Annotated in this window: 17 protein-coding genes and 1 tRNA gene; 3 read left to right on the top strand and 15 right to left on the bottom strand. The window is 66.3% G+C overall.

What is annotated here, in order from left to right; genetic code table 11:
* Window positions 1–25 precede the first annotated feature (25 nt).
* From rlmN to WGH93_RS02140, 3 genes are all read right to left on the bottom strand, one after another.
* Complete coding sequence (gene rlmN, locus WGH93_RS02130; protein WP_374763191.1) at window positions 26–1,207, bottom strand: dual-specificity RNA methyltransferase RlmN; 1,182 nt, start codon at window positions 1,205–1,207, stop codon at window positions 26–28.
* A gap of 142 nt (window positions 1,208–1,349) precedes the next feature.
* A complete protein-coding gene (locus WGH93_RS02135) occupies window positions 1,350–1,910 on the bottom strand; it encodes an invasion associated locus B family protein (protein ID WP_374763192.1) in 561 nt (186 codons plus the stop codon).
* A gap of 49 nt (window positions 1,911–1,959) precedes the next feature.
* Window positions 1,960–2,523, bottom strand: coding sequence for a TrmH family RNA methyltransferase (locus tag WGH93_RS02140; protein ID WP_374763193.1), 564 nt, complete (start codon window positions 2,521–2,523; stop codon window positions 1,960–1,962).
* 188 nt (window positions 2,524–2,711) lie between these two features.
* Here WGH93_RS02140 and WGH93_RS02145 point away from each other — a divergent pair, with 188 nt between their 5' ends.
* Window positions 2,712–3,356, top strand: coding sequence for a septation protein A (locus WGH93_RS02145; RefSeq protein WP_374763194.1), 645 nt, complete (start codon window positions 2,712–2,714; stop codon window positions 3,354–3,356).
* Window positions 3,357–3,375: 19 nt separating this feature from the next.
* On the opposite strand, the gene WGH93_RS02150 is transcribed toward WGH93_RS02145, so the two are convergent.
* The 11 genes from WGH93_RS02150 to ccmA form a co-directional block, all read right to left on the bottom strand.
* Window positions 3,376–3,918: an NUDIX hydrolase gene (locus WGH93_RS02150; protein ID WP_374763195.1), complete on the bottom strand. Its 543-nt coding sequence runs from the start codon at window positions 3,916–3,918 to the stop codon at window positions 3,376–3,378.
* A gap of 110 nt (window positions 3,919–4,028) precedes the next feature.
* Window positions 4,029–4,472 (bottom strand): hypothetical protein, encoded by a 444-nt coding sequence (locus WGH93_RS02155; protein ID WP_374763196.1) that lies wholly within the window; start codon window positions 4,470–4,472, stop codon window positions 4,029–4,031.
* Window positions 4,473–4,578: 106 nt separating this feature from the next.
* On the bottom strand, window positions 4,579–5,688 hold the full coding sequence (gene ccmI, locus WGH93_RS02160) for a c-type cytochrome biogenesis protein CcmI (RefSeq protein ID WP_374763197.1): 1,110 nt from the start codon (window positions 5,686–5,688) through the stop codon (window positions 4,579–4,581).
* Entirely contained in the window at window positions 5,685–6,215 is a 531-nt protein-coding gene (locus WGH93_RS02165) for a cytochrome c-type biogenesis protein (RefSeq protein ID WP_374763198.1), read from the bottom strand. Before WGH93_RS02165 ends, ccmI begins: the two co-directional genes overlap by 4 nt.
* Window positions 6,215–6,766, bottom strand: coding sequence for a DsbE family thiol:disulfide interchange protein (locus WGH93_RS02170; protein WP_374763199.1), 552 nt, complete (start codon window positions 6,764–6,766; stop codon window positions 6,215–6,217). The genes WGH93_RS02165 and WGH93_RS02170 overlap by 1 nt, the downstream gene beginning before the upstream one ends.
* Window positions 6,763–8,748, bottom strand: coding sequence for a heme lyase CcmF/NrfE family subunit (locus WGH93_RS02175; protein WP_374763200.1), 1,986 nt, complete (start codon window positions 8,746–8,748; stop codon window positions 6,763–6,765). Before WGH93_RS02175 ends, WGH93_RS02170 begins: the two co-directional genes overlap by 4 nt.
* Complete coding sequence (gene ccmE / locus WGH93_RS02180; protein WP_374763201.1) at window positions 8,748–9,266, bottom strand: cytochrome c maturation protein CcmE; 519 nt, start codon at window positions 9,264–9,266, stop codon at window positions 8,748–8,750. Before ccmE ends, WGH93_RS02175 begins: the two co-directional genes overlap by 1 nt.
* Window positions 9,267–9,271: 5 nt before the next feature.
* The gene (ccmD, locus tag WGH93_RS02185) at window positions 9,272–9,451 is read right to left on the bottom strand and encodes a heme exporter protein CcmD (RefSeq protein ID WP_374763202.1); all 180 of its coding nucleotides are present in this window, start codon (window positions 9,449–9,451) and stop codon (window positions 9,272–9,274) included.
* Window positions 9,448–10,185, bottom strand: coding sequence for a heme ABC transporter permease (locus WGH93_RS02190; protein ID WP_374763203.1), 738 nt, complete (start codon window positions 10,183–10,185; stop codon window positions 9,448–9,450). The genes ccmD and WGH93_RS02190 overlap by 4 nt, the downstream gene beginning before the upstream one ends.
* Window positions 10,186–10,334: 149 nt before the next feature.
* Entirely contained in the window at window positions 10,335–11,042 is a 708-nt protein-coding gene (ccmB, locus tag WGH93_RS02195; RefSeq protein WP_374763204.1) for a heme exporter protein CcmB, read from the bottom strand.
* The gene (ccmA, locus tag WGH93_RS02200; RefSeq protein WP_374763205.1) at window positions 11,039–11,761 is read right to left on the bottom strand and encodes a heme ABC exporter ATP-binding protein CcmA; all 723 of its coding nucleotides are present in this window, start codon (window positions 11,759–11,761) and stop codon (window positions 11,039–11,041) included. The genes ccmB and ccmA overlap by 4 nt, the downstream gene beginning before the upstream one ends.
* A gap of 75 nt (window positions 11,762–11,836) precedes the next feature.
* On the opposite strand from ccmA, the gene WGH93_RS02205 reads away from it, so the two are divergent.
* Complete coding sequence (locus tag WGH93_RS02205; RefSeq protein WP_374763206.1) at window positions 11,837–13,303, top strand: phospholipase D-like domain-containing protein; 1,467 nt, start codon at window positions 11,837–11,839, stop codon at window positions 13,301–13,303.
* A 29-nt stretch (window positions 13,304–13,332) separates the two neighbouring features.
* On the opposite strand, the gene WGH93_RS02210 is transcribed toward WGH93_RS02205, so the two are convergent.
* Window positions 13,333–13,851: an Mpo1 family 2-hydroxy fatty acid dioxygenase gene (locus tag WGH93_RS02210; RefSeq protein ID WP_374763207.1), complete on the bottom strand. Its 519-nt coding sequence runs from the start codon at window positions 13,849–13,851 to the stop codon at window positions 13,333–13,335.
* Between the two features lie 182 nt (window positions 13,852–14,033).
* Between WGH93_RS02210 and WGH93_RS02215 the strand changes: the two genes are divergently transcribed.
* Window positions 14,034–14,110 (top strand) — tRNA-Arg (locus WGH93_RS02215).
* Window positions 14,111–14,116 lie beyond the last annotated feature (6 nt).

A 14,116-nucleotide genomic window follows, 5' to 3' on the forward strand; every position in this document is an offset into this window, starting at 1 on the left:
CACCCGGCCCTTGAAAGAAACGCCTTCAGGCGGATGCGGCTTCCGCTTCCCGCCTGATGTCCGCCTTTGATTTCTTTTCGCTGGCGGATTTCAACTGGCCACAGGCGGCCATGATGTCCCGCCCGCGCGGTGTGCGGATGGGGGCGGAAATGCCGCCCGCATAGACAATGTCGGAAAAGGTCTGGATGGCCGCGTCGTCGCTGCACTCATAGGGGCTGCCGGGCCAGGGATTGAACGGAATCAGGTTCACCTTGGCGGGCAGCTTGTATTTCTTCAGCAGGGCCACAAGGCGGCGGGCGTCTTCCGGGCTGTCATTGATGCCCCGGAGCATGGTGTATTCAAAGGTGATTCGCCGGGCATTATGGGCGCCCGGATAATTGGCGCAGGCCGTCAGCACCTCATCCAGCGGATATTTCTTGTTGATGGGCATGATTTCGGTGCGCACATCGTCCGTCACCGCGTGCAGGGATACCGCCAGATTAACGCCGATTTCCTGGCCGCAGCGTTCCATATGGGGCACCACCCCACTGGTGGACAGGGTGATCCGGCGGCGGGAAAGCTGAATGCCCTCCTCGTCCATCAGAACCGCCAGCGCGGCTTTCACATTGTCGAAATTATACAGCGGTTCGCCCATGCCCATCATCACCACATTGGTCACGCGGCGACCATGGGTGGGATGTTCGCTCCATTCATCCAGATCATCCTTGGCCACCATGATCTGGGCGACGATTTCCGCCGCCGACAGGTTGCGCACCAGCCGCATGGTGCCGGTATGGCAGAAGCGGCAATTGAGCGTGCAGCCGATCTGGGAGGAAACGCACAGCGTGCCGCGGTCTTCCTCCGGGATGAAGACGGTTTCCGCCTCCGACCCGTCCGCGAACCGAATCAGGTATTTGCGCGTGCCATCGCTGGAATAAAGCGCCTCGCTCACCTGTGGCCGGGCCAGGGTGAAATGGTCATCCAGCATCTGGCGCACCGCCTTGGACACATTGGTCATCCGGTCGAAGGAGGCAACGCCGCGATGATAGATCCAGTGCCACACCTGTTGGGTGCGCATCCGGGCCTGTTTTTCGGGCACGCCGGCCTCGATCAGGGCCTGCTTCAGGCCGTCCCGGTCCAGGCCCAGAATATTGCGCTTGCCGGTGGCCGCTTCCGGGTCCAGACGCGGCTTGATGATCGGCTCGATGCCTTCGGCATGAGTTTGCATGGGGGCTTTCTCCCAACCGTCCTTTTGCCGCCTGCAGGCGGCGCCAGGGTTTTCCACGGGGCCGACGGCATCATCACCGCCGGGGTCGGATTTGCCGCCAGCCTATACGCCTGTGCCGCGCACTTGTAAAGCCGAAGGGGTCTCAGCCCGATACGCCGCAGGCTTTGGAAATGGCGTTATAGGCGGCGGTGAAGCCGGACAGGGAATAGGTGTCCGCCGTGCGGGTGCCGCGATGGGACACGCCGCGCGCCACCAGTTTGAGCCCTGCTTTCATGCGCTTCACCAGATCGGCATCGTCCTGCGGGTCATAGGTCCAGGCGCCGTTGCCTTCGGTGAACAGGCGGAAACTGTGCTTGCCGTCCACGCTCACGCTCATTTCGCTGCCGGCTCGCAGGGGATAGCCCACCACCACATTCACTTCGCCCGTCACCTCATAGGCGGGGCGGTGCGTGACGGTCATGTAGATGTCCCCCCGCCGGGCTCCGGAACGGCTGATTTCCGTATCCTTGGGGGATGACAGGATATAGCAGGTCTTCTGCCCCTTGTCGTTCACCGACTGGATGGCATCCCAGTCCCGGAAGCTGCCGATCAGCTCCCGCTTCTCGGCGGCGAGTGCGGGGCTGGCGATCATGGCCAGCAGCGGCAGGGTGGCGAACGTCCTTTTCAGGACTGTGACCAGGGTCAGGGCTTTAAACGGGGTCATGGGTCTCCTGTCCTTGTTCCGGTCTCGGGAATCGACGGTATCTTTCTTTCTAGCGCGGCCCGGCCTGTTTTGCAGCCGTTCGGCTGATCGGCCCGCCATGGCGGTGCGGTGGCCTCTCTGCCGCCCGTCGCCCCGGCATGGTGGGTCGATCGGGGTATCCGCCCAGCAGGCGCATCCTGTCATACATGACAATGGCCCCCGCTGTCGCCACGTTCAGTGAAAATCGCGTCGGAATGGTGATCATTTCATGGCAGCGGGCGACCATGGCGTCCGACAGGGAATAGCGTTCCGCGCCCAACACGTAAATGGCCCGGTGGGGGTGGCGGAAAACCGGCAGTTCCACCGCGTCGTCGGCCATCTCCACGCCCACCAGCCGACAGTCCGCCGGTACGGGCACCTCGTCGGGCGCGGCATAGGAATAGACCGGCATGGCCTTGTAGCTCTTGGACGTGTCGGCGAAATCGTCCAGCGGGGATTCGCCCGTCAGCGGGTTCCGGCAGGCGGCAACGGCAAAGGCGAAATGGGCGCCGAAGGCGTTGGCCGTGCGTACCAGATTGCCGATATTGCCTTTTTTGGATACGCCGTCGATACCGATGCCGAAATAGCCGCTCATGTCCGCTCCCGATGGAATGGGTCAGCCCGGAAAGGGCCGGGCGGTGGCGCCGGGCCGCTTTTGCCGATGCGCCCGCCCGATCCGCTCTTGAGCCCCGCTGCCTAGGGGTTTATCCCTTTCCCCCCATGATCACAAGACCCCGGCCCCGTGCACCCGTGTGCGTGCGGCCTTGTCTGGAAAGGCTCTTCATGACCGAACCGGCCATCCCCGACCCTCAGGGCCGTCCACCCGTCAAGCCGTGGCAAAGGCTGGTGCCCGAACTGGGGCCGCTGGTGGTGTTTTTCAGCGCCTTCAAGCTGAATGACGCGCTCGGCCTCAGCGATCTGCTGGGCCTGTCTTCGCCGCTCATGGTGGCCACGGCCCTGTTCATGGCGGCCACGGTTATCGCTGTTGTCCTGGCGTGGCGCTGGCAGGGCCGGGTGCCGCCCATGCTGTGGGTGTCGTCCGCCATTGTGGCGGTGATGGGGGCGCTGACGCTGTGGTTCGACAATGCCACCTTCGTCAAGATGAAACCCACCCTGATCAGCCTGGTGTTCGCCGCCGTTCTGGGGCTGGGGGTTTTCACCGGGCGCCCGCTGCTCAAGCCGGTGATGGCCCATGCGCTGCCGCCGCTGGCGGATACCGGCTGGCTCAAGGTCAGCCGCAATATGGCGCTGTTCTTCGCCGCCACCGCCGGGCTGAACGAGCTGGTCTGGCGCACCCAGAGCACGGACCTGTGGGTCACTTACAAGACCTTCGGCGTGATGCCGCTCACCTTCCTGTTCGTGATGACCCAGATACCCCTGTTGCTGCGATACCGGCTGGACGGCGCGGGGGACAGCGCGTCGGAATAGCGCCGCCCGGCGCCCGTGTTCAGGGTTTTGGCGGGCGCGATGGCTCCGGGTTGCCGAAAGGGGCGATGGCTGCCTTGTCCGATACCTCCCGGTAATGTTTCAGAACCCAGTGCACCGTGGGAAACGCCAGGTCATCCCATGGAATGGCGTCCCAGCGGAAAAGTTGCGCCTCCAGGCTTTCCACACCGGGGGCGAAGCTGGGTTCCTTCAGCTTCGCGCGGTACATCATATGCACCTGGCTGATATGCTGAACCGTATAGACGGCCAGCAGGTCCTGTACCGTGATGGCGGCGCAGGCTTCTTCCATGGCTTCGCGGGCGGCGCCCTGCTCCGGGGTTTCGTTCAGTTCCATATAGCCGGCGGGGATGGTCCAGAAGCCGTATCGTGGTTCGATCGCCCGGCGTACCAGCAGAAACCGGTCCTCGAACGTGACCACGGCGCCGGTGATGATTTTCGGGTTTTCGTAATGGACGAAGCCGCAATTGTCGCAGACCAGCCGTTCCAGGTCGTCGCCGTGCGGAACCCGCCGGTCGAATCGCTTGGGAACGGGGGTATCGCTCATGCCATGCGCCTTTCGATTGCCGGATCAGCCGCTTCACCAGAACGCCGGGTCGGCGCGGTGACCTGCATGAGAAGTGGCGCGCCAGCCCCGCCCTGTCCAGTGAAAATCGCTCACACGGTCAGGTCCACGATCTGGCCCAGCCGGGCCCCGGCCTGTCCCGCCGCCGCCTGCCGGATGGCGCCGCCAAAAGGCGCTTCGCGGCGGTTGAGCGCGGCCACGCGGCGTTCCGTCTCGGCCACGTCGCTCACCGAGGAGCGCTGTTCTTCTTCCGCCTGTCGGGGTTGGCCGGCCCCATTGCGAATGACGGTCAGGGACCGGTCCCGCCGCAGGCCGGTATCTTCCCCGGCCTGGGTGAAGGATTGCCGTTCCGGTCTCGCGGTGCTGTCCGAAAGGGCGTCCGATGCGCGGCCATCAGCGGCCACCCGCTCAAAAGCGGCGGCGCCAAGGCGCGCCTGCTGACGGGCCGCCGGGTTGTCGGCGGGGCCACGTCGGGCGCGCAGGGCGTCATTCTGGGCTTGTAATTGGGCGGACAGGCCGCCTTCGGAAATGTTCATAAATGGTCTCGACTGCTGGTGCGATGGCATTCCAGGCAGACGATTTCTTCGCGCCCCGATAATCCGCATTTTGGCGGAATGGCCCTCATCGGGCCGCGAGTGGGACTCAAGAATTTGGCTTTTTATTCAAATTGTCAAGAATTTGCCTGATGGCGGGCCGGTTTTCCGGCGCCACACTGTCCAGCGCCTGGTCCAGAACGGCGCGGGCCTTGTCCGGTTCCCCGCGTGCCATATGGGTGCGGGCCAGCATCAGCCAGCCTTCGGTATTCCGGGGCTCATTGGCCAGGCGCGCCTTGAGTCGTCCGATCATGTCATCGATGAATTGGCGCTGCTCCGCGGGGCTCATGTCCGCCACGCGGGCGCGGTCCTGCGCGCTGATGCCGGGGGCGGGGCCGTCACCGTTCAGGGCGGAAAGGCGGGATTCCACCATGGGGCGCCACGGGGCATCCGGCTCGCTTTCCGCCAGCAGGCCCGTCCAGATGTCCCGCGCCCGTTCGGGCCGGTCGTCCTGCTCGGCCACCAGCCCCAGATAATAGCGCCCTGCCGGGTGGCGGGGCGCGCGGGCCAGCAGATCGTCCAGTACCAGCCGGGCGGCGGGGGTGGCCTTGCCGTCATTCATGGCGAGAAAGGCTTCCAGCCGCTCCACCCGCCATTGGGTGTTGTCCGGTTCCAGCCGCACCAGCGCGCCAAAGGCCCGCGCCGCCAGCCCGTAATCGCCGAGTCCCCGTGCCGTGCGCGCCAGAATGGCCCAGCCTTCCGTGTCGTCGGGATTGTCCGCCAGATGGGCGCGAATATCGGCCATGGCCTGCCGGAAGCTGGGGCCGCCTTGGGTCACGGGCTGGTCCGCCATGGATTCCCGTTCGCCGGGGGCCGCCTTCATGCCCGGATGGCCGCCAAGGGCATAGAGCCCCAGCCCGCCCAGCAGAATCAGCGCGCTCAGCCCCGTCAGGACCGGCCAGGATGTGCGCGCCCCGGTGCGCGCGGGGCCGCCTTCGCTGGTCACGTCCAGCAGGCGCTTCTTGATTTCGTTTCTGGCGCGGGCGGCGGCATCGGGCGCCACCTTGCCCGCCGCCTCGTCCGCATCCAGCTCATCAAGTTGGGCCCTGAAATGCGCCACCGGATCGTCGCGCATGTCCTGCTGGCGGGCGAAGCGTATGCCAATCAGCATCAGCCCGGCGGCGATGGCGCCCATCAGGAAAGTGATTGCCCAGATCATGCCCTGTCGTCTCCGTTGGCCCGGCTGCCTTCATGGGGGGGTGCATCCGTGTTCGCGGCCGCGAGCAGGGCATCCGCGGCGGCTTCTTCTTCCGCGGACAGGGCGGGCGCGGGGCGCTTGCGCCGTCCCAGCCAGACCGCCAGCCCCGCCAGCGCCAGAAACAGCACGGGCGAGCCCCACAGCAGCAGAGTGCGCGCATCCAGCGGCGGTTCCAGCAGCACCCAGTCGCCATAGCGCGCCACCAGATAATTCTTGATTGCCTGATTGGATTTGCCCGCGGCCACCTGCTCCCGCACCAGGGCGCGCAAATCCCTGGCCAGGTCCGCATCGCTGTCCACGATGGACTGGTTCTGGCACACCAGACAGCGAATTTCCTGCATCAGGGCGCGGGCGCGGGCTTCGGCCCGCGGGTCCGCCAGTTGCTGTTCATCCACCGCCACCGCCCATACCGGGTTGGTGGCGGGCGCGGCGAGGATGAGCGCCCCCATCGTCAGACACAGCATGAAAGCGGCGAGCCACAGGCGCATCAGCGTACCTTTTCCAGTTCCGGCAAAAGCCGTTTTTGCAGGCTGTCCCCGATGATCGGCCCGAAATGACGATAGCGTACCACGCCGTCCGGCCCGACCAGGAAGGTTTCCGGTACGCCCGTTACCCCCCAGTCGATTGCTACGCGCCCGTCCCGGTCCACGCCGATGCGGCTGAACGGGTTGCCCAATTCATCGAGAAAGGCGCGGGCATCCGCCGGGTCGTCCTTATAGGCGATGCCCACCAGGCGCACATTTTCCTTTTGCGCCAGATTCATCAGGGCGCTGTGCTCCGCCCGGCAGGGCACGCACCAGCTTGCGAAGAAATTCACCAGCACCGGCTGGTCAGGCGCGGTCAGGGTCTTTCCGTCAAGGCCGGGGCCGCCGGGGTCCAGCGCGGGCAGTTGGAAATCCGGGGCCGGGCGGCCGATCAGCACGCTCTTTATTTCCTTGGGGTCGCGGTCAGCGGTCAGCATGGCGGCAAACAGGCCGATCAGCGCGGCGAAGGCCAGCACCGGCAGAAACACCAGGGCGCGCGGGCGACGTGCGGTCATGCGCCTGCCTCCAGCTTGTGTGCCCCGCCATCGGGGGCGCTGCGTTTCGCCCCGGGCAAACCCAGCCTCAACCGCCGGTCGGACAGCGACAGCAGCCCGCCAAGCACCATCAGGATCGCCCCCAGCCACAGAAGCGAAATGCCCGGCTTGTGATAAAGCCGCACGGACCACTGACCGTCCCCGGCAAACTCACCGATCACCGCGTACAGGTCGCCGGACAGAAGCGGTGCGATGGCCGCTTCTGTGGTGTTCATGGGCGGGTTGGCATAAACCCGGTCTTCCGGCTTCAGCACCCTCACCACGTCATCGCCGCGCAGCACGGTGAAAGTGCCCTGAACGGCGCTGTAGTTCGGCCCCGCCTTGGGGCTCACGCCATCCAGCCGGAAGCGATAGTTGCCCACCACGGCGCTTTCGCCGGGCTTCAGCAGGGTCAGGCTCTCCCGCGTCCAGGCTTCGCTCAGGGTGATGCCCAGAACCAGTGCGGCCACGCCCAGATGGGCCAGCACCTGACCATAGCGGGCGCGGGGCAGGCGCAGCAGCCGGTCCAGCTTGTTGCGGCGGTCTTTTACGTCCCGCCACAGGTCCGCCAGCACCGCGCCGGTCAGCCACAGGCCCAGGGTCAGCCCCAGCAGCGTCATCACCGGGTCGCCAATGCGGGGCCAGGCCAGCACCACCGCCAGCACCACCGCCACCAGCGCCACCGGCAGCGACAGGCTCAGCGCCCGGCGCATCCGGCCCCGTTTCCAGGCCAGCACCGGCCCCATGGTAAGCGCCACCACCAGCGGCGACATCAGCACCAGCGCGGCATAATTGAAGAAGGGCGGCCCCACCGAAATCTGCCCCAGCCCCATGGCTTCCATCACCAGCGGATAAAGCGTGCCCACCAGCACCACGCCGGAAAAGGTGGCCAGCAGGATATTGTTCAGCACCAGCGCCGATTCCCGGCTGACCGTGGCGAACAGACCGCCGCCGGACAGGCCCGGCGCGCGCCAGGCATACAGCGTCAGCGCGCCGCCCACGGCGAAGGCGAGAAAGCCGAGAATGAAAATGCCCCGCTCCGGGTCCACGGCGAAGGCATGGACGGATGTGAGCACGCCCGACCGCACCAGAAAGGTGCCGAGCAGCGAGAAGGAAAAGGCCACGATGGCGAGCAGGATGGTCCAGCTTTTCAGGGCATCGCGCTTTTCCACCACAATGGCGGAATGCAGCAGGGCGGTGGCGGCCAGCCAGGGCATGAAGCTGGCATTTTCCACCGGGTCCCAGAACCACCAGCCGCCCCAGCCCAGTTCGTAATAGGCCCACCAGGACCCCAGCGCGATTCCGGCGGTCAGAAACATCCAGGCCAGCAGGGTCCAGGGCCGGACCCAGCGCGCCCAGGCGGGGGTGACACGGCCATCGATCAGCGCCGCCACGGCAAAGGAAAAGGCCACGCTCAGCCCCACATAGCCCAGATAGAGCATAGGCGGATGAAAGGCGAGGCCGGGGTCCTGCAACAGCGGATTCAGGCCCTGACCTTCGCCGGGGGCGGGGCTGAGCCGCTCGAACGGGTTGGATGTGAGCAGGATGAACAGCAGAAAGCCCAGCGCCAGCAGGTTCTGCACCGCCAGCACGCGGGCCCGGAAGCGGATCGGCAGCTTTTGACCCCGCCAGGCGATCAGGGCCGCGAACAGGGCCAGGATCAGCACCCACAGCAGCAGGCTGCCTTCATGATTGCCCCAGGTGCCGGAGATTTTATACAGTAATGGCTTGGCCGTATGAGAGTTGGCCGTAACGACTTTCAGCGAGAAGTCCGACGTTACAAAGGCATATGTGAGCGCGCCAAAGGCAATGGCCAGCATCAGGAACAGGCCCGGCGCCACGCCGTCCGCCACGGCCATCAGGCGGCTGTCACCGCGCGCGGCGCCGATCTGCGGCACCACCGCGCCCAGCAGCGCCAGCAGCAGGGCGATCCCCAGGGCCGCTTGTCCGATTTCCGCCGCCATCACGTGCCCCCCGGCTTTTCGCCGTCTTTTCCGTCAGCTTTCGGGCCGGACGACATGTTATCGGGATGGGCGCAGGCTTCGGGGTTTTCCGGCATACTGCCCGGCGGCGCGTAATTTTCGTCATGCTTGGCCAGCACGGTATCGGCGCGGAAGGTGCCGTCCGCCGTCAGCCTGCCTTCGGTGACAACGCCCTGCCCTTCGCGGAACAGGTCCGGCAGCAGGCCCTTGTAATGGACGGGAATATCCGCCACGCAGTCCGTTACCACAAAGCGATAGGTGAGCTTGTCATCCAGCCGGGAAAAGCTGTCCTCGGCCACCAGCCCGCCCAGCCGCACCCGCTGGTCGGCGGCCAACTGGCCGCTTTCGGCGCGGGCCTTCAGGGCCGTCGGTTGCAGGAACAGGCTCAGGGAATCGCCGCCAAGCGCCACAAGAATGAGCGCCACCGCGCCCGCCAGCGTGGCCAGTGCCGCGGAAATGACCAGCAGCCGTTGTTTCTTGCGTGTGACCAGTCCAGCCATCGGGCTTAATTCCTGCCTTGTTCGGTGGTGCGCCGCCGGGCGGGGCGCAATGAGTCCAGCCGCTGGCGGGTGCGCCGGGCCTGTCGGTGGCTTGCCAACGCCAAAACGCCCAGCACCAGCGCGGTCAGGCCATAGGAAGCCCAGACAAAGACCCCGTATCCGCCCATGGCGAAGAAAGTGCTCATTGCGCGCGCCCCCTGTCCGCCGCCAGCCGGTTCATCCGCAGCACATCCAGCTTGCGGCGGTCCAACTCAAGGCCGAGGCGGCCCAGAAACAGCCAGATGAAATACGCCTTGAAGGCCAGCGCCATGATCAGAAGCGGCCACAACATGCTGCCATCGATGGTGGGCCCGTCCAGCCGCATCACGCTGGCAGGTTGGTGCAGGGTGTGCCACCAGTCCACCGAAAACTTGATCACGGGGATGTTCACCGTGCCCACAAGGGCCAGAATCGCCGCTGCGCGGCCCGCCTTGTCGTGATCGTCCAACGCCGACCACAGCGCCATATAGGCCAGATACAGAAAGAACAGGATCAACATGCTGGTCAACCGCCCGTCCCACACCCAATAGGTGCCCCACATGGGCTTGCCCCACAGCGCCCCCGTGGCCAGGGCCAGAAAGGTGAAGGCGGCCCCGACCGGGGCGGCGGCCTTGCCCGCCAGCAGGGCCAGCGGATGGCGCCAGACCAGCCCGGCAAAGCTGGCCACCGCCATCACCATATAGACGAACAGCGCCATCCAGGCGGCGGGGACGTGCACATACATGATCCGCACGCTGTCGCCCTGCTGATAATCGGCGGGGCTGGTCACCAGCGCGGCATACAGGCCCACGGCCAGCGCCCCCGCCATGACCCGGAAGGCCCAGGGGCGGATAAGGCTGCTCAGCCGGTTGAACCGGGCGGGATTGGCGAGCGCGTGCATGGGTGCGGCGGGGCTCCTGCGTTGATGGGCGCTTTCACGGCGATGCGCGACGCCGGGCACCGGGTGATTGTCCCTTACCTATCCCGGCTGACCGTCGGCGGCAAGAGACCGCGACAGCGTGACCGGTCCTGCTCCGGTGCCGGCGTTCTTTATTCCAGAGCCAGCTTCAGGGCGAGCACGCTGGCCGGTATGCTGACCAGTGCGGCCAGCAGGCTGGTGGCGCCCAAGAGGGCCAGATGCGGCACGGGTGCTTGCAGATTGGCGCTGGCATCCACGGCCCCCACGGCGAAGATCAGGGTGGGAATGGTCAGGGGCAGCACCAGAAGCGCGATCAGCACGCCGCCTCGCCGCACCGCCACGGTCAGCGACGCGCCCACCCCTCCTATCAGTGACAGCGCCGGGCTGCCGATGAGAAAGCCCAGCAGCAGCACCCCCAGGCTTTGCCCGGACAGCCCCAGCATGGCGCCGAGCAGCGGGGTCATCAGGGCCAGCGGCAGCATCAGGCCCAGCCAGTGGGCCGCCGTCTTGGCCAGAACCACCCCGGTCATACCCACGGGGGAAAGGGCCACCTGATCCAGCGTGCCATCCTCGAAATCCACCTGATAGAGCCGGTCCAGGCTGACAACCGCGGCCATCAGGGCCACCACCCAGACAATGCCCGGCGCCATACGCGCCAGCAATTGCGGCGCGGGGCCGATGCCGAAGGGAAACAGGCTGACCGCCACCAGAAAAAAGCCCAGCACAAGGCCCGCCGCGCCGCCTTCGGACCAGGCCAGGGCCACATCGCGCCGAATCAGGGCGATGATGGCGCGCATCAGGCCGGGGCGGGGCGAATGGTCGGGCGCGGACGGGGTCATGACAGGCTCTCCGCCGGAATGGGGGCCGGGCCGAAGCGGGCAAGGTCCATAGCGTTTGACACGCCGGGCACCGGGTCATGGCTGGCGATCACGGCCAGGCCGCCCGCCGCGCGGTGGTCGCGCACCATGGCCGCCAGCGTCTGCCGCCCATCACCGTCAAGGCCGTTCAGGGGTTCATCCAGCAGCCAGACGGGCCGATCCGCCAGCAGAAAACGCATCAGCGCCGCGCGCCGCCGCTGGCCGGTGGAGAAATAGCGCACCTGCTCCGCCATCAGGGCGGCGATGCCCAGCCGCGCCGCCGCCGCCTGAAGCCGGGGCGGCGGGATGGTCAGTCCCAGCCCCTCGGCCCAGAAGCGGCTGTTGTCCGCCAGGCTCAGGCTGTCCTTCAGGCCATCCGCCGATCCGCTGTAAAGCAGGTGTTGGCGCGCCTCCGCCGTGGGCATGGGCATTGGCGCGCCCGCCCCCATCGTCAGGGTCAGCGCGCCCGCGGCCACAGGCAGAAACCCCGCCAGGGCGCGCAACAGGCTGGACTTGCCGCAGCCGTTCGGCCCTCTCAGCAGCAGCGCATCGCCCCCGGACAGGCGGAAGGTCACCCCTGCCAGAACATGGCGACCGCCACGGCGCAGGGCCACCGCTTGCGCTTCCAGGGCCAGGGCGTCATGATTCGGGTGCGGCGGGCCGGATCGGCCCGGTTGATGATGGGGGGAACTGCGTGTCATGGGTCACAGGCTAGTCAAGGCTCTGCGGCGGCACAAGCGGGCCGTGCGGGCGGAAACGTCGCGGGGGGGCGCGGTGTGGAACTGATCGCCGCACTCTGGCAGCATTACTTCATTCTGGCGGCGCTGCTTTTCGGCGCCATGCTGGTGGTCAGCGGCCATGTGCTGGCCACCCGATCCGATGCCCGCGCGGCCTTTGCCTGGCTGGGTGTGATCTGGCTGGCGCCCGCCGTGGGGCTGGCCCTGTATTTCCTGTTCGGCATGAATCGAATCCGTCGTCGTGCGCGGCGGGTGCGTGCCCGCCGGGGGCGCCCGGCGCGGCAGGCATGGCTGGTGGACCCGGATGGCCCGCTGCTTGAAGACCTGATGCCGGACAGCCTGCCGCGCTGGCGTGCCCATTCCCGGCTGGCGGGGCGCATCAGCCGGGAACCGCCGGTGGCCGGTAATCGCGTGCTGCCGCTGGAAGGCGGGTCGGAAGCCTATGACGCCATGATCACAGCGATCGATTCGGCCCGGCACAGCGTGGCGCTGACCACTTATATCTTTCAGAACGACCGGGTGGGAGGCCGCTTCGTGGCCGCGTTGAAGGCGGCGGTGGAGCGTGGCGTGGCGGTGCGGGTGCTGGTGGATGCGGTGGGCAATCTGTATGGCTTCAAGCCCGTGATCGGGGCGCTGCGTCGGGCCGGTGTGCCGGTGGCCCGGTTCAATCCGGCGCGGGTGTCCTGGCGGCTGGCTTTTTTCAATCTGCGCACCCATCGCAAGATGATGGTGGTGGATGGCCATATCGGTTTTGCCGGGGGCATGAACATCCGTGACGGTCATCTGGCGGAAGGGCACAGGGCGGCACAGGTGCGCGATACCCATTTTCGCATTTCGGGGCCAGTGGTGGCCCACATGATGGACACGTTCGCCGATGACTGGGCGTTCGCCACGCGGGAGGAACTGACCGGCGCGGCCTGGTTCCCCGAAGATGCGCCCAGACGGCCCACGCGGAGAGACATGGTGGCACGGGCCCTGGCCGACGGGCCGGACGAACCGGTGCAGAAGACCAGCCCCATACTGGAAAGCGCGCTGGCGTCCGCCCGAAAGCGGGTGCACATCGTCACCCCTTATTTTCTGCCTGAAGGGCCATTGGTCTCCAGCCTGTCGCAGGCGGCGCTGCGGGGGGTGCGGGTGGACATCATCATGCCGCGCCGGAACAATCTGGTGTTTTTCAACCTGGCCGCCTTTGCCGCCGTTCGGCCCTTGCTTCAGTCCGGGTGCCGGATCTGGCTGTCCGATCCGCCCTTTGACCACAGCAAGCTGATGGTGGTGGATGGCACCTGGTCCCTGCTGGGCAGCAGTAACTGGGATGCCCGGTCGCTCAAGCTGAATTTCGAATTCAATCTGGAAGTCTATAGCCGCGCCCTGGCCCGTCTGCTGGTGCAGCGGATCAAGATACGGTTCGAGGGCGCCAGCCGACTGACCCTGCGCGACCTGGACCGGCGGTCCCGTTTCAAGCGGGCGGCAGGGCGGCTTCTCTGGTTGTTCAGCCCTTATCTGTAGCGGCGGATCCGTCGGGGGCGGCGGTTGATTCAGTCGTCCTTTGGCAGATAGCGGGGCATACGGCGGCCAATCTCCGCCCTCAGCCCCTGCTCCACGCCCAGGGCGAACAGGATTTCCGCGATCAGAAAGGCCGGGGCCATAAAAATCTGCACCAGATTGTCGAACAGGGCCGGGCGGCGGCCTTCAAAGGCGTGGCCGATGAACTGGATCACCCAGCCCCCGACAAACCCCGCGCCAAACACGATCAGCGCCGGTTGCAGGCCCAGCGCGGCCACCTGCTGCGCGGCATAAAGCAGCACGCCATACAGCGCCACAGCCACCATGCCGATCAGCGGCACCGCCACCACATATATCAGCAGCAACAGCCCCATCAGCGCCGCGGCCAGCGTAAGCGGGCCACCGGGCAGGCTCATCAGTTCGACCCGCGCCGCGATGACCAGCAGGGAAAAGACAATCAGCGGCACTCCCACATGATGGGTCAGTTGATTGCGAAAAGAGCGATGATAGGCCGAATACATGGCCATCTGTTCGTAAAACCAGCCGCGCATGAATACCCCCCGCCGTTTACTGTGCCCATAATGGCACGAGGATGGCGCCGCTTGCGGCACTTGGCAAGCGGGTGATGTCGTCGCTTCACCCCGGTCATGGCGCCGCGAGCCGACAGGAAAGCCATCAGCCCCTCTGGCGCTGGCCGTCCGTCTTTGCTACATACGTCGCGGTCTTGTGGAATGGCCCCGTAGCTCAGTTGGATAGAGCATCAGATTCCTAATCTGAGGGTCACAGGTTCGAGTCCTGTCGGGGTCACCATTTTCC

The sequence above is a fragment of the Yunchengibacter salinarum genome, assembly GCF_037658235.1.
In the GTDB taxonomy this organism is placed as follows: domain Bacteria; phylum Pseudomonadota; class Alphaproteobacteria; order Sphingomonadales; family Kordiimonadaceae; genus Yunchengibacter; species Yunchengibacter salinarum.